Below are 14756 nucleotides of genomic sequence, written 5' to 3'. Positions count from 1 at the left end.
GCTGCACCATCTGCTCATCCCAACTGGAGAGAGCTATGCAGACCCCGACGACCATCGCTGACGATCCCCCCGAGACGAGACCCTCCGCTTCCCCGTCCACCGTTCATGTGCTTGCCAACGTCGTGGCATTCCAGGCCGCTTGGGCCGCCGCGATCGTCGGCGCAGCCAATGCGAACCCCTGGCTTGGGGTCGGGGCTGGCGCCGCGGTCCTGGCGGGCCATCTCTGGACCGTTCCCAACCGTCGGCACGAGCTTTACCTCGCGCTGCTGACGGCCCTGATAGGCGTCGCCGCGGACAGCCTGTTCGCCGCCACCGGACTGCTCGAGTACGGCTCGGGGCAGGCGGCAAGCTGGTTGGCCCCCGTGTGGATCGGCGGCCTCTGGCTGGCCTTCGCTACCACCCTGAACGTGGCCTTCCGCTGGCTGCAACATCGCTGGGTCCTGGCCACCGTGCTGGGCGCGGTGTGCGGACCCCTGTCGTACCTGGGTGCATCGACGATCGGCGCGGTGAGCTTCACGAACACCACGCTGGCGCTGATCGGCCTGTCCGTTACCTGGGCGCTGCTTCTGCCGACGCTGCTCGCGCTGGCCTCGACGTTCAGCACCGACGTGACCGTCAAGGCAGGAGAGGTGGCGCATGTTTGAGCTTAGTGCACTGTTAACCGCCCTCGCCGCGGTGCTCGCCTTCGCGAGCCTGGGCTGGCTGCTGAGCCTGCGCCTGAAGGACGTGAGCATCGTCGACTCCATGTGGTCGCTGATGTTCCTGCTGTCCGCTGCCACCTACGCCTCGGCGCTGGGGGAGGTCGGACCCCGAGCCCTCGTCGCGCTGGCCTTGCTCGCCATCTGGGCGGTACGGCTGTCGGCCTACATCACCTGGCGCAACTGGGGCGAGGGCGAGGACTTCCGCTACCAGGAGATTCGTGCGGCCAACCAGCCCGCCTTCGAGTTCAAGAGCCTGTACATGGTGTTCGGCCTGCAGGGTCTCCTGGCCTTCGTGATCTCCATGCCGCTGCTGGTGGCGATCCAGAGCGACGCACCGCTGGGGCTTCTCGATGTCGTCGGTGCCCTGCTCTGGTTGGTCGGCCTCGTCTTCGAGGCTGGCGGTGACTGGCAGCTGGCGCGCTTTCGCGCCAATCCCGACAACCGCGGCAAGGTGCTGGACAGCGGTCTCTGGGCCCTGACCCGACACCCCAACTACTTCGGTGACTTCTGCATCTGGTGGGGCTTCTTCCTGTTCGGCCTCGCCGCCGGCGGCTGGTGGACCTTCCTCTCGCCTCTGCTGATGTCGGGCCTGCTGCTGAAAGTGTCTGGCGTTGCCCTGCTGGAAAAGGACATTGGCAATCGCCGCCCCGAGTACGCCCGCTACGTGCGGGAGACCAACGCGTTCTTCCCCGGCCCTCGACGTCGTTCGAAGGATCTCGATCTGAAACAAGGAGACTTGGCATGAAACTGACGAACACCCTCACCAAGGCGGCAGCGGGCGCCGCCATGCTGATGGCCGTCACCGTGGCCGGCGCCACCGCAGGCGTGACCGATGTGAACGAGACCTTGGATCCCCAGGAATGGAATTTCCAGGTGTATCTGAACGACAACCCGATCGGGTTCCACAACTTCCGCTTGAACCCGCAGGAAAACGGCTACAAGCTGGAGACCGAAGCGCAGTTCAAGGTCAAGTTCCTGTTCGTGACGGCTTACCGCTACCGCCACGAGAACGTGGAGACCTGGCGCGACGGCTGCCTCGAGCGGATCGAGGCGCGCACCAACGACAACGGCGACCAGTTCCGGGTGATCGGTCAACGCGATGTCGGCGGCTTCGACCTGGCGGCCACCGCCGGCCCCGATTCCCTGGATGCCGGCTGCGTACGCACGTTTGCTTACTGGGATCTGGCAGCCCTTCAGGACACGCAGCTGCTGAACTCACAAACGGGTGCCTATCAACCGGTAGAGGTGGCCCTGGTCGGTCGCGAATCGATCGATGTGGCGGGCCAGCCAGTGGTGGCTGATCGCTACAGTCTCAACGCCGAGGGTCTCGATCTGGATCTCTGGTACACCCCCGAAGGCGAGTGGCTGGCCCTGACCTCCACGGTAGAAAAGGGTCGTCAGCTTCGCTACGAACTGGCGCGGACATGAGACGCACGTTCCTGACAAGCTTACTGCTAAGCCTTGCGGCCCTCGGTGGCTGCGCGAGCCAGCCTGAGTTGGCCACGGTGCCCGAGGTGGATCTGGATCGATTCATGGGCGATTGGTACGTCATCGCCCACATCCCGGCTCCCCTCGAGCGCAATGCTTTCAACGCGGTGGAGAGCTACGCGCGTGACGGTGACCGTATCCAGACCACCTTCACCTTCAACAACAAGGCCTTCGACGGACCGTCGAAGGAGTACCAGCCCAACGCCATCGTGGTGGACGAGGATTCGAATGCAGTCTGGGCTATGCAGTTCATCTGGCCGTTTCGCTCGGACTTTCGGATCGTGCAGCTGGGCGCCGACTACGACACCACCATCATCGGTCGCAACAAGCGCGACTACGTGTGGATCATGGCCCGCGAGCCGGCGCTGTCGGAGGAGATCTACACCGCCCTGGTCAACCAGGTTGAAGAGATGGGCTACGACGTATCTGAGCTTCGTCGAGTTCCGCAGCGCTGGGAACTAACCGAATCGTAGATTCATGGAGCGGTCACAAGTCGCGGCTGCTCGGCTCTTGCAGAGTTGAGCAGCCGTGGCTTGTTCAAGCCGAACAACATGCGGGAGCGAGCGGCGGTTAAGGCGGACAACGCTTCGAGCGGCGAGCACGAGGCTCTCGCAATGTGCAAGCGCACTCTTCAGGGGAGGTTGTTCCTCCGCCCCAGACGAGCACGACACGACGTAGCAATAGCTATTCCGACGGCGAGCGCGGCGTGTCGGCTTGGCCAAATACCACGTAGGCTTCGCCTGCCGCGATGCGGTTCAGGGCGCTGTAGAACGCGCTAGTGGAGATGGCGAAGTCGTCGATGCCGTCGCCGTTGATGTCGCCCACACCCGACGAAAAAACGCCCGCGACGTTTTGCTCGTCCACGCCGTTGAACACCGCGCCTTCCGAGCCGTCGCCGCCTGCGCGTGCGAACAAGCGGCCGAGGGGGAAGGTGGCGAGCATTGGCGCCGACGGTCCGTAAACCAGGTAGGCTCGGCCTACGTTTTCGGCACCGAAACGATCTGCGCCGGACGCCCCGATCAAAAGATCCGGCCAGCCATCTTGGTTTACGTCACCGACGCTCGCGACGGAAGCACCAGCCGCTTCCCTCGGGGTTGCGCCCACGTAGAGCACGCCCCGCGTGCCGTTGGCACCGCCTGGGGGAGTCAGGTCCGTGAGGGCAACTCGGCTAGGGAATCCATCGTCACGACCAAACACGAGGAAGGCCCTGCCCGACCCTCCGCCACCGCTCGACTCGCCGATGACGAGGTCATCGATGCCATCACCGTTGAAATCCCCGATGTCGGCCACCCCCGCGCTTATGCCTGTGTAGGCGGAGACGGAGGTGCCGTCGATTCTCACCCCGTCGTCGCCGTTGAGGGCGCTAAGATCAACGCGGGGCGCCAGGGATGAGTCATCGCCAAAGACGACGTACACGCCAGGGCCCTCAGGGTTGCCCCGGCGAGGCGCCGCGATCCACATGTCGTCGATGCCGTCCGCGTTGAGGTCGCCCGCTCGGCCGACGCCACTCACCGTGTTGCCTATCGACGGACTCGTCAAAACGATGCCATCGCTGCCATCACCGCCCGCTTCTGGCAAAAGTTCGGCCAAGTTCAGGCGTGGAGGGAACACTGTGTCGTTCGGTCGCCCGAAGATGACGTAGCTTTCACCCGCACTAGGGGTATCCCCCGCATTGCTGGCACCGATAGCGAAATCGCCATGGCCATCGCCATTCAGGTCACCGACGGAACCTACTGCGCTACCGGCGACATCCCCCGTGTCGATGCCCTCGACAACCAGGCCTAGCGTGCCGTCGCCACCGGCTTCCGGGGTAAGTTGCTCTAAGGGGAAGGTGGCACCTAAGCCACCCGATCGGCCGAACACCACGTACACGCGACCGCTTCGGTTTGCGGCACCCGAGGCACCGATCAGTAGATCGTCGAGCCCATCGCCGTTGACATCACCCGCGCTGGCCACAGCCGCGCCCGTGAGATCGCCCGTTTGCGTTCCCTGCAGCACGGTGCCTGTCTGACCCTCACCAGCCTGGCCTGAGACGAGCAGGCCAATATCGAGCAGCGGTGGGAAACCCGCCTGGCTGCCGTAGATCACGTAGGCCTCGCCGGCGCCGGCCTGGGCACCGCTCGCGCCTGCGACTAGATCGCCTATGCCATCGCCGTTGACATCGCCAGCAGCGGTGACGACAGACAGATCGTCGAAGTTACTAGCGCCGACGATGACGAACCCTTCGCTGCCATCACCTCCGGCGGGCGGGAACAGGCTGCGCAACTCGAAGCGCGCGGGAAAGGCTTGTGCGTATGTTGCTGGAGGCAGTGCGAGGAGGGCACTGCTCATCAACAACAATGACAAGCGAGGCGCATAGAGCCTTCGGATGCTGCGCTGCACGTCGCCTGCGAGGCGATCGCGATCGTTGGCGCCACGCCGAGAGAGAGGCCAGTCCGTTGGCATGTTGGCTCCTAGAGCACGCTAAACTACTGCTAGCACTCTACCAAACGGATGCCGCCTAGAGCCAGTAAACGTAGGTGGCTACCCGCTGTACCAAATCATCTCCCTAAAGCGACAAATTCCACTAATGTGAAGCGTTCTGCTGCGCTGTCAGTCATCGGCCTCGCCAAGGCCGATCGACTGGCTCGGTGCCAACGTGATCACCGATCCGTCAGGGCCTGTACTGCGGATCGCGTGGCCCACCTCGTTGTATTCGTAATCTGTGGTTTCGCCTCGCGTGTTCGTCTGACGTGTCAGCAGGTGACGATCGTCGTACCCATACTCGCGAACACTGCCATCGGGCAATTCAACCTGAATCAGGTTGCCCTGCGCATCCATGGCGAAGGAGGAGATTCGGTTCGCTGGATCGGTGATCGAACTGAGTCGGCCATTCTGGTAGGTGAAGGTGGTCCGCATGCCCAGCGGATCCTCCCTGGCCACTAGGCGACCCTCTGCGTCGTACTCATAGGTTTCGGCATTGCCATTGCGATCGGCTTTGCTTTGCAGGTACCCATCGGGATCAAACTCGTACACGAGCCCTGAGGGCAAGCGACGGGTGGTCGATCCGTCGTCGTTCACCGTGACCACGGAGAAGTCACCCGACGGCGAGACGAGCGCGCCCGGCGCGGTGATCCCGGTGGTGAGCCAGTCCACCGCGTTCTGCAGCAGGAAGCCGATGTTGGGATCGATCGTCTGCCCTTGGGAGGGGAGGTTCGCCGTGATGGTCAGTCCACGTGCACCGGAGGGGTACTCGGAGAGAAAGACGGCTTGATCATTGAGGATCTCCGAGTCGACGGAGTTAGCGTTCTCGCCGTCGAGGTACTCTTCCACCAGCACCACCTCACCTAGGTTCGCGCGCTGATCGGTCGAGCGAGAATAATCGCTGTCCTCGCCCAGGCCGTCGGGAAAGGGCGAATTGGGGTCGATCGTGAAGGCGCCGAAGGGGCCGTTGAAAATCGGTTGTGTGGGATCGATCAGACGCCAGAAGCCGCGGGAGCCAAAGAAGCCTCCCCGGGGCTCTTCGGCCGTGTCTCGGCGGATGCCCGTCAGGCGCTCGTAGCGAACGAGGTCTGCCTCTTCGAGTGTCGACTCGCGCGGCCCGATGTCATCGCCCAGGATCAGATACGGCACGCCTTGCTCGACTCCCTGTTCGAGCGTATCCAGCACGTTGCGCTTGTCCTCCTCCGGCATGCTCTGGAAGCCGAACAGGCCCACGCCATTGGTGCCGATCGCAACGAATAGGGCGGTATCTGCGATATCGGTGGGTGAGATCTGAGGAACTGTGGACTCGCTGATCGAACGGGTCTGGTAGGGCACGCCGATGTCATCGAGCAAGGCCTGCACCTGCGTGACTTGCGACGCGGCTGTCGTGGGCGCGATGAAGGTGACGAGCGACCCCGATCCACTGCTCTCGCGAAAGCGCACCACATCACCACGGCCATCGACGAGGAGCAGGCCACCGGCGCTCGCGGAGTACATGCGGTCGACCCCGCCGATACGCCACCCGGCACCCACCGGCGATTGAATGTCGTTGACGATGTTGACGTCCTCGAACAGCCGTCCCGTGATGTTGGTGGCGTCGTAGCGAGAGGTGACCCGGGCCTGGCCCACGTAGGCATCCGTTTGCAGATCAGATCCATCGAGGGGCAGCACGATACGGAAGGACTGCTCCTCGCCCGTGTTGAGCATGGATGCATCCAAGGTGATGTCGTAGCCCTGGTCCACCCCGTCCAAAAAGCCACGATAGGTGAAATCGTTAGGTACGGGAGTTGTCGCTCGCAGGGCGGGAGCGACCACCATCGCTTCCACCGGGTAGGCGCGATCGGAGGCGTAGACGAGCGTCAAGGTGCGCTCGACGCCCAGCGAGAAGTAGGAGGGCAACTCGATCTGCTCCGTGAAACGACCATTGGCCACTTGCACAAAGGAGCCGAACTTGGCCTTGCAAGGCTTGCAACAGGCCTCGCCCTGGCAATCGCCGTCGTTGTCGTCGGGGGTGTCGCCCTGGTCGACCGGGGGAGGTAGGGGTGCATGCCAGTCTGCGGCGCGCACGCCGCCGGAGACGGTCTCGATCGAGTCCCCGATCACGAGCCCTTCGCCGACGATGGAGAACACGCCGAGGTCCGGGTCGAGGGACCAGAAATCGATCTGACTACCGTCCGGCCAGCTATCGCGCTCGTTGCTTATGGACAGGGTGGCCGGTGGATCGAAGGTCACGCCCACCGGTTGGACCGTGAAGAGCAATCCGGGATCGAGGTCTTCCGGTAGCGCGGCAGGGGCGAGACCATCGGGCACCTCGGAAATCGAAAGCTCGCCCTCGAACAACTCGCCATTCTCCCCACGCGCGGAGTTGGCAAGCACGGTCAGGCTCACGCCTAACTCGGCATTGGTGACCACCGTATCGATGTTGGGGTCGACGGTAGTGAGGCTGCCAGCGGCGATCCGCGGCAGGTAGAAGGGTCTTGCGATGTCGTTCGCGCCCTCCTGGAGAGTGATCGCTTCTCGGAACCCGGCGTAGACGCCGCCGTCTGGCGACTGCGCGTTGGTCGTATCGAAGTCGATCACCTTCTCGCCCGGTGCTAGGTTGTCGAGCACGAAAACGCCCCGATCATCGCTCGTAGCAGTGGCCGCCTCCCCCAGGAACTGGACGATCACGCCGGCGATGGGCACGGTGCTGCCGTCCTCCACGAATGCATTCGTATCCACCACCGTGCCGCGGATGAAGGTGCCCTCGGGCGGCGGTGCAGCGCCGGGATCGGGGTCCGGATCAGGGGGCGGCGGGGTAGGTGAGGCCGGGTTACCCCCGCCGCCGCAGGCGGCAGGCAGCAGCGTCGACAGCACGATGGTCAGCCCTGCGAAACGCTTCACGTTCATCCTCATCCCTCTATCCCAACTTCGCCAAAGGTGGTTCGGATCCGCAACTTCTTCGTGTTCTTCTCAAGCTTCTGCAGGCGGCCCCAATCGCCGCTCAGTTTGGTGAGGAAACTCTGGTCGATTGACTCGATCGCGATGTCACTGACCACGCGTACCTGGTCACCGCGCCCGAGATTCGCTTGGCCGCCAATGGCGAACTCCAGCACGGCGATCGTTCTCACATCCGTCTCCAGTACATCCCCGACACATACCCGATCCCCGGGGCGCAGGAGCGTGCGCGTACCGTCTTCCTGCACCAGGAACAGGCCACCAGCACCGGCGATGTCGACCACCCTGGCTACGTTGCGCGTAGCCCGCACCGGTCGCAGGCCTGAGAAGTCGAAGAAGTTCACGGGGTCTGCACCGGCGTAGGCGTAGAGGTTGTAGGCACTGCCTGAGAAGTAGCTTGGGTCGCGTTGGGTCCATTGTTGGGTATCGGGGTCGTAGTCGCGGGTGCCGAACTGCACCAGGCCGGCGTCGGCCTCCAGCGTGCCGCCAGCGAATCCGAAGGGTTGGAACTGCGGGTTCGTGTCGAGGGTCACCGCTCCCCAAGGATCGTAGTCCAGGCGCTGGGCGACGCTGCCATCGGCGATATCGACGACGAGGCGAACGCTGCCGATCTGATCGGAAACCACCTTGTACCTATCGGTGCCGTCGATCAGTAGGGAGGGCACCTGGCGCTTGTCTGCATAGACGAAGCGCTGGGTGGTGCTCTGGGCGCCATCGAGACGCGCTAGCAAGCGGTCGTTGCCGGCGTATAGGCGTCCCTCGGTGAGCGTGGCGCCTTCCAGGCGCCCCACGCGCCGGCCCTCGCCATCATTGAGGTACGTAACGCTGGTTGTACCGTCGTCTACGCTACGCAACTGGCCGAGGGCGGAGTACTCGTAGAGCGTCGTGACACCGCTTTGCGTCCGGGCCACCCGGTCGCCATCGCCGTTGTAGGCGAAGGTGGTGGTCCCGAGGGACTGCACCTGATCGAGCGCGTTGTAGGTGGCGCCGAGGTCTAGGCGGTTGTCATTCTCATCGAATACGTAGTCGGTGGGTGTGCCGTCCACGGTGGCGCTGGTGAGTCTTCCCGCCGCGTCGTAAGCATACGAGGAGACCATCGTGTCGCCCTCGATCGTCACGGTGGCTTGGGCGATGCGACCGAGGCCGTCCAAGACGTACTCGGCGTCGTACAGGATCGACGCGCCGGCGGTGACCTGGTGGCTGGTCAATTCCCCGAAGGCGTTGTAAGTGAAGCTCTCGGTCACGACGCCCGCGCTCACGCTCAGCAGGTCACCGGTGGACTCATCGTAGGTCAAGGTCAGGGCGTCGACGGAGGTGATCTCGTCGTCCGCATCGTAGCCGTAGGAGACTATCGATCCGTTGATATCCAACGCCGAGACCCGACCCTTGGCGTCGTAGGCGTACCCGACGTACCCGTCCACGGCGCCGGACCAGCTCTCTCTGGTCTTGACGCCAGCGGCGTACTCGTAGCTCAAGGTCACGCCGTCCGTGGACGCTATTTGGTTGAGTTCGCCCGTGCTGGGGTCATATGCGAGGGTGGTCATGCCGTCGGGCTCGGTCACCTCAACCAGCCTCCCTGCATCGTCGTAGCGCAGGCTCACCTCGCGACCGTCCGCGCGTCGCACGAGGGCCAGATCACCGGCGAGCGTGTACTCCCAGCGCATCGGCGCGCCGGATGGCGGGTGATAGGCGGTGGTGCGCCCTGTATGGTCGTACTCGAAGCGATACTCATCTCTTCCCGGCGGTGTGACGGACGTGAGGTTGTTCTGCGCATCGAAGGCGACGCCCACGCCGCGGCCATCTGCCAGCGTCACCGAGTTGAGCCGCCCAAGGGCGTCGTAGGTGAAGGACTGCGTCTCCCCGACGGCATTGGTCTCGGACATTAGGTTCCCGGCGAGCGTATGGGTGCGAGCGCCGGATCGCGCGGTGTTGCCGTCGCTGGCCGTGATTGCGGAGGCGAGTCCCGCCGCGCCGTAGGACACTTCCACGCGCAGGCCTGATCGCTCGACGAAGGCGGTGATCAACCCACGCTCGTCGTGCTCGAACTGAAGCGCCCTGCCTAGGGGAGAGGTGATCTGCGTCGCGTTGCCACGGTCATCGTAGGTCCAGGAAGTGATATTACCCAACGAATCGGTAAGCTCGATGAGCTGCGCGAGGGTATTATCGTAGCGGTAGGTGGTGGTGCCAGCGAAGGCAGAGTCGAATTCGCTGAGCACATCCCCAACGCCGTTGAAGGTGCGGATGATCTGCCGGCCGCTCGGCAGCGTGGCCATCAACGGTAGGCCATCGGAGGACCGGGTGATCAGCGTGGGCAATCCCGCTTCGTCCACCTGACTCACGACCTCGCCGAAGGCGCCCGTGGTGAACATGACCGACTCACCTGATGCGGTGGTCAGCGCGGTGTCGGCCGCGATTGGGAAAGCATCCATCCCCCAGACCAAAGCTGCGGCTGCTAGTGGTGAGATGATGGTGAGGGTGACCTGAGCGGATCTCCCTGATCCCCTTGGGGACAACATCCTAAGCGGACGGCTCATCGTTGGTGACCTCTCCTGGCGCCGCCCGATCGCCTCGGCACGGCGTGGCTGGAACGAGCCTGGCACGCTCCTGCTGAACCACGGCTGGTTGCAACCTCGGCAGCGGTGGCCTGTCAGAGGCTCCCTTACTCCACTAGGCGCAATCAGGAGAGAAACCGGGTCACCGACCGCAAGGCATTGCTGTCACGCAGGTGTCCGCTTCTGTAGCAAGCCCCCAAGCCGACTTTCAGGGCCCGTTCAGCATCCATGCCGCCTAATACATCTGCACCGTGAAGAACGTGGAGCAGACACCATGAAAGCAAACACTATCGCCCTCGCACTGGCGGGGCTAGCGCTAACGGCCGTCGCGGAGAACGCGCCCGAGCCCAATGCAGAGACGCTGGCGACTCAAGGGTTGGTCTCACAGCGTGAGGCTGATCTTCCCGTGAGCACGGCCACGGTAAAGCCCGAGCGGGGTACCGGCGACAAGGTCGCCCGAAAGGGGGCCACCATCGCGCCTAGCCAATCTCTAAATCTCGACTTTTGGGTGTTCGATGCCTTCGCCGTCATCCGCGATGACTTCGACTTCGACGGGTTCCGTACGCGTATCGAACTGACCTTCGATGTGGACACGATCTTCGATCAAGCCGACGTCTACGCCGTGCTGTATCTGTCGCTCGAAGGTGGCCCGTGGACCGAGTACGGCGTGACTGACACGTTCCGGATCTTCGGGGCCAGCGGCGCAGACGAGTATTTCTTCGACGCCGACCTGGTGTCCGGCTTCCCCACCGGCTACTACGACGTGCTGATCGAGGTCTACGATACCTTCGACGGTCGACTGGTCGCCGACTTCGGCCCGGAGAAATCCGCAGCGCTGTTCGATCTGCCGCTCGAGAGCGTCGCGCTGGACGCCAGCAACAGTGAGCCTGCAGTCGTCGTGTCCTCGCAGGGCGGTGGCGGCTCGGCGGGACTCATCTCCCTCGGTGGTTTGCTCGCTGCGCTCGGCCTGCGTCGCCGCCTTGGGCGCAAGTCATCGAGCGACTAGGGCCGAGTTTGCCTGGGTGCCAGTATCGGAGATAGCATCGATCGCACTCCGTTGATGCGTGGCGCACGCCACGCGAAGCAGCTCTCAAGGACACGCAATCTCATGCTCACGTTATGGCGAAACAACCCGACGCTGGTGGGCTAACGCGCGGATGGAGAAGGACCGTTGGGATGCCCTGCAGCACCACTTCCACCGACTGTCGGAGATGGATGCTTCTGAGCGAGGCGCTGCACTAGATGAGCTGAGTCAGCAAGACAGTGCGCTGGCTGATCTCCTCAAGTCGATGATCAACAACGACACGAGGAGGTCATCGGTGGCTACCGGGATCGTCGACTCCGCGAGAGAGGCGATCCTCGGCGCAACGACACACTACGAAGGCGCGCAAATCGGTCCGTACCGGGTCGTTTCCTTCATCGCCCGCGGCGGCATGGGCGACGTCTACCTCGCCACCCGCGACGACGGCACCTTCGAGCAACAGGTGGCCATCAAGCTGGTCGATCCTGTACGCCTGCCGCCGGATCTGGTCGCCCACTTCAACGCAGAGCGGCGCATTCTCGGCAAGCTGGATCACCCGAACATCGCGAGAATTCTCGATGCCGGGGCAACCGCTGACGGCATACCGTACCTGGCCATGGAGTTCATTGACGGCGTGCCGCTGGATCAGTACTGCCGTCTGCATCGCTTGCCTCTAGCTCGCATGCTGAACATCTTCCTTGAGGTGTGCGGCGCCGTTAGCCACGCCCATCGGATGCTGGTGATTCATCGGGACATCAAGCCGGCCAACATCCTGGTCACGGCGGACGGCACGCCGAAGCTCCTCGATTTCGGCATCTCCGAGTTCGTTGGCCATGACATCGAACGCCTGCTGCAGACGGACGCCGAGCTCACGTCCAGGCTCATGACGCCACGCTTCGCGAGCCCCGAGCAAGCGGCCGGGTTGCCCACCACCACGGCTAGCGACATCTACGCGCTTGGGCTGCTACTGCATACCCTGTTGACCGGCCACATGCCGCCGGATTCCGATGATCCCGGCGCTTTGCAGCAACCGAGCGACGCCGTCCTGATACCGGACGCTGACGATGACGGCGCCATCGACCGGAAGAGGCGAAGCGCCCAACTGCGCGGCGACCTCGATAGCATCGTGTTGAAGGCCCTCGCCCGCGAACCGGAGATGCGCTACCGAACCGCCGAGCGTCTCGCCTCGGATATCGAGCACTATCTGGCCGGCTATCCGGTCGCGGCGCGACCGAACACAGCGCCCTACGTCTTCGGGGCGTTCCTGAAGCGAAACCCCGGGCCTGTCACCGTCGCCCTCGGCATCGTCCTCGCCAGTGCTGCCGCCTTCGTCTTTCACAACAGTCAGCTCGCCGAAGAACGAGATCGCGCTCGCCTCGAGGCAGACAGAGCCACGGCAACGGCGGAGCTTCTAGTCGAGATATTCAGTCACTCCGATCCTGACAAGCGTCTCGGCGCGGATATCACGGCGAAGCAGATCTTGGATCGCGGCGCTGAGATGCTGCAGCGAAATCCTGAAGTCCAGCCCGAAGTGCGCGCCAGCCTCGGATTCTCGGTGGGATCCGTTTACGAGAGTCTGGGTCTCTACGATGAGGCACAGCAGCACCTCAACGATGCGATTGAGCTGCAGGGAGACCTGTCCGACCAGGCCGGTTTGGCAAAGAGCTTGGCATTGCTCGGCAACACACTGTACGAAGTGAGCGAACTGGAAGCGGCCACCGAGGCGCTCGAGCGTGCCCTGGCCGTCAACCAGGCGCTGCACCCTCAGGACCACACTGATGTGGCGAAGAGTCTCAGCGAACTGGGGCACATTCAGTACGCCCGCGGCGACTACGAACGAGCCGAATCAACGTTCGACCAGGCGATCGCCATGTTCGAGCGCCTGGGCGAGACCTCTCATGCGTCTTACGCCGCGGTACTGCACAACCTCGGGCAGGTGCGGTTGATGGAAGGCGACCTGACGGCCGCCGAGCGAAACTTCCGTCTCGCCTACGAACGTACGACGGCCACGTTGGGGTCCCAAAACTCGTTGACCGTGACGTACATGCACAACCTGGCGGTGGCGCTGCATGGGCTGGGCCAATATGACGATGCGGAGCCGCTGTACCTGGAGGTGATCGAGCGGGAGAGAGAGCTACTCGGGGAAGCGCATCCAGACAGGGAAGCGGCGATGACCAACCTCGGGCGCCTGTACGGCGACACCAACCGCCTCGACGAGGCGGAACGGTATCTTCGCCAGGCCGTTGAGCACGTCATTCGCACCCGAGGTGCGAGGCACACCTTCGTCGCCTACGACATGGTCAACCTGGCGAACCTGCTCACGATCAAAACCGAGTACGCCGAAGCCGAGGCGATCTTCCAGTCCGCGCTGGGCATATACGATGAGCAACTTGGTGAGCACCATCCCTACATTTCGTCGGCCAGCCTCGGCTATGCGGCCCTGTTGAATACGGTCGGGAGGCCGAACGACACCATTGCCATGAGCGCCCGTGCGCAGACCATCATCACGGAATCGTTGCCGAGCGGTCATTGGCTGGCGGCGAACAACGACAGCATTCTGGGCGAAGCCTACATGTTGCTGAATCGACTCGACGACGCCGAGCCCCTGCTGCGACGTGGCTACGATGCGCTCGCTCAGGCGCGACCGGGCGATCGTTTGACCGACAACGCCCTGCGGCGGTTACAGACGTTCGAGCGGGTCAGGAATGCTCACTGATGTCGGATAACGATCCCCGGGAACCGATCACCCGGCTGCTCCGTCAGTGGGCTGACGGCGACGACGAGAGCCTTCAGGAGCTGACCCCGCACGTCTATCGCGAGTTGCACGCCATCGCCAATCAGATCTTTCGGCGCGAGCGTGCCGATCACACCTTGCAGGCAACGGCGTTGGTCAACGAGGCCTACGCCCGGCTGATTCAGTCGGAGGTGGACTGGCAGGACCGCGGCCACTTCTTTTCGTTGGCGGCCCGGTTGATGCGTCGCGTGCTCGTCGACTACGCGAATGCCCGCTCCGCAGCGAAGCGGGGCAGCGATGTTCGCCCCCTGCCGCTGGACGATGCCATCGTCGTCACGCCCGAACTCGGTGAAGAGGTGCTCGACCTGCACGAGGCGCTTGAAGAGCTCGCCGCGCATGACGAGCGCAAGGCCCAGATTCTCGAGCTGAACTACTTCGGTGGGTTGACCTACGCCGACATGGCAAAGGTGCTGGGTCTTTCCAGCAGCACCCTCGACCGTGAAATTCGCTTCGCAAAAGCCTGGCTGCGAACCCGCCTGAATCAGTAGCGCCGCCCGGGCCACGGCTGCAGGCCCGCGCGAATCAGGAGATCGCCATCACTGGAAGGCTGCGCGTCAGCCTCGAGCATCGCCAGCAGCTGAGCCCGCAGCGCCGGGTCGGCGCCCGTATTCCGCACGGCAAACGCTTGACGCTCCCCCTGCGGCAACGTCACTGCCTGTGCGAACAGGGTCTCAAGGCGCCTCCAGTCCTGATCGTCCAACTGACGTTCTCCTCCAAGCGTCCTCTCTCCTCTACTTAGCGGCGGATTGCATCTAACTTGCCCACCGCGAATTCGCTGGGCAAGTTTCCGTCGAGTTCTC

The 14756-nt window shown here is 63.6% G+C and carries 11 protein-coding genes; 7 read left to right on the top strand and 4 right to left on the bottom strand.

The genetic code is table 11. The annotated features are described in order from the left end of the window. Nucleotides 1–35 precede the first annotated feature (35 nt). The 4 genes from AAGA68_10615 to AAGA68_10600 are packed head-to-tail and all read left to right on the top strand — an operon-like array spanning nucleotide 36 to nucleotide 2662. Nucleotides 36–644, top strand: a complete 609-nt coding sequence (locus AAGA68_10615) for a DUF2878 domain-containing protein (GenBank protein MEM9385504.1) — start codon at nucleotides 36–38, stop codon at nucleotides 642–644. Further along, the gene (locus tag AAGA68_10610; GenBank protein MEM9385503.1) at nucleotides 637–1446 is read left to right on the top strand and encodes a DUF1295 domain-containing protein; all 810 of its coding nucleotides are present in this window, start codon (nucleotides 637–639) and stop codon (nucleotides 1444–1446) included. The genes AAGA68_10615 and AAGA68_10610 overlap by 8 nt, the downstream gene beginning before the upstream one ends. Further along, on the top strand, nucleotides 1443–2129 hold the full coding sequence (locus AAGA68_10605) for a DUF6134 family protein (protein ID MEM9385502.1): 687 nt from the start codon (nucleotides 1443–1445) through the stop codon (nucleotides 2127–2129). The genes AAGA68_10610 and AAGA68_10605 overlap by 4 nt, the downstream gene beginning before the upstream one ends. Continuing rightward, nucleotides 2126–2662 carry a lipocalin family protein gene (locus AAGA68_10600; protein ID MEM9385501.1) on the top strand — a complete coding sequence of 179 codons (537 nt, stop codon included), beginning with the start codon at nucleotides 2126–2128 and terminating at the stop codon, nucleotides 2660–2662. Before AAGA68_10605 ends, AAGA68_10600 begins: the two co-directional genes overlap by 4 nt. 211 nt (nucleotides 2663–2873) lie before the next feature. Here AAGA68_10600 and AAGA68_10595 read toward each other — a convergent pair whose 3' ends face one another. From AAGA68_10595 to AAGA68_10585, 3 genes are all read right to left on the bottom strand, one after another. Then, entirely contained in the window at nucleotides 2874–4634 is a 1761-nt protein-coding gene (locus AAGA68_10595) for an integrin alpha (GenBank protein ID MEM9385500.1), read from the bottom strand. A gap of 147 nt (nucleotides 4635–4781) precedes the next feature. Further along, complete coding sequence (locus AAGA68_10590) at nucleotides 4782–7541, bottom strand: hypothetical protein (GenBank protein ID MEM9385499.1); 2760 nt, start codon at nucleotides 7539–7541, stop codon at nucleotides 4782–4784. A gap of 2 nt (nucleotides 7542–7543) precedes the next feature. Beyond that, nucleotides 7544–10018, bottom strand: coding sequence for an RHS repeat-associated core domain-containing protein (locus AAGA68_10585; protein MEM9385498.1), 2475 nt, complete (start codon nucleotides 10016–10018; stop codon nucleotides 7544–7546). A gap of 397 nt (nucleotides 10019–10415) precedes the next feature. On the opposite strand from AAGA68_10585, the gene AAGA68_10580 reads away from it, so the two are divergent. The 3 genes from AAGA68_10580 to AAGA68_10570 all read left to right on the top strand — a co-directional run bounded on the left by AAGA68_10580 (nucleotide 10416) and on the right by AAGA68_10570 (nucleotide 14444). Next, nucleotides 10416–11147, top strand: coding sequence for a choice-of-anchor H family protein (locus AAGA68_10580; GenBank protein ID MEM9385497.1), 732 nt, complete (start codon nucleotides 10416–10418; stop codon nucleotides 11145–11147). A 151-nt stretch (nucleotides 11148–11298) separates the two neighbouring features. After that, nucleotides 11299–13878, top strand: coding sequence for a tetratricopeptide repeat protein (locus AAGA68_10575; protein MEM9385496.1), 2580 nt, complete (start codon nucleotides 11299–11301; stop codon nucleotides 13876–13878). Continuing rightward, on the top strand, nucleotides 13878–14444 hold the full coding sequence (locus AAGA68_10570) for an ECF-type sigma factor (protein ID MEM9385495.1): 567 nt from the start codon (nucleotides 13878–13880) through the stop codon (nucleotides 14442–14444). Before AAGA68_10575 ends, AAGA68_10570 begins: the two co-directional genes overlap by 1 nt. Here AAGA68_10570 and AAGA68_10565 read toward each other — a convergent pair. After that, complete coding sequence (locus AAGA68_10565) at nucleotides 14438–14656, bottom strand: hypothetical protein (protein ID MEM9385494.1); 219 nt, start codon at nucleotides 14654–14656, stop codon at nucleotides 14438–14440. The genes AAGA68_10570 and AAGA68_10565 overlap by 7 nt on opposite strands. Between the last annotated feature and the right edge of the window lie 100 nt (nucleotides 14657–14756).

It is taken from the genome of Pseudomonadota bacterium, from assembly GCA_039193195.1.
In the GTDB taxonomy this organism is placed as follows: Bacteria; Pseudomonadota; Gammaproteobacteria; order Steroidobacterales; family JBCBZW01; genus JBCBZW01.
Note: the sequence above shows the minus strand (reverse complement) of the source record. Positions and strands in the feature narration are given on the sequence as shown.

What these genes read in the sequence shown, in the direction of transcription:
- AAGA68_10605 (MEM9385502.1), top strand. Translation starts at nt 1,443, where the DNA reads ATGAAACTGACGAACACCCTCACCAAGGCGGCAGCGGGCGCCGCCATG.
- AAGA68_10610 (MEM9385503.1), top strand. Translation starts at nt 637, where the DNA reads ATGTTTGAGCTTAGTGCACTGTTAACCGCCCTCGCCGCGGTGCTCGCC.
- AAGA68_10570 (MEM9385495.1), top strand. Translation starts at nt 13,878, where the DNA reads ATGTCGGATAACGATCCCCGGGAACCGATCACCCGGCTGCTCCGTCAG.
- AAGA68_10595 (MEM9385500.1), bottom strand. Translation starts at nt 4,634, where the DNA reads ATGCCAACGGACTGGCCTCTCTCTCGGCGTGGCGCCAACGATCGCGAT.
- AAGA68_10600 (MEM9385501.1), top strand. Translation starts at nt 2,126, where the DNA reads ATGAGACGCACGTTCCTGACAAGCTTACTGCTAAGCCTTGCGGCCCTC.
- AAGA68_10590 (MEM9385499.1), bottom strand. Translation starts at nt 7,541, where the DNA reads ATGAACGTGAAGCGTTTCGCAGGGCTGACCATCGTGCTGTCGACGCTG.
- AAGA68_10585 (MEM9385498.1), bottom strand. Translation starts at nt 10,018, where the DNA reads ATGGATGCTTTCCCAATCGCGGCCGACACCGCGCTGACCACCGCATCA.
- AAGA68_10580 (MEM9385497.1), top strand. Translation starts at nt 10,416, where the DNA reads ATGAAAGCAAACACTATCGCCCTCGCACTGGCGGGGCTAGCGCTAACG.
- AAGA68_10575 (MEM9385496.1), top strand. Translation starts at nt 11,299, where the DNA reads ATGGAGAAGGACCGTTGGGATGCCCTGCAGCACCACTTCCACCGACTG.
- AAGA68_10615 (MEM9385504.1), top strand. Translation starts at nt 36, where the DNA reads ATGCAGACCCCGACGACCATCGCTGACGATCCCCCCGAGACGAGACCC.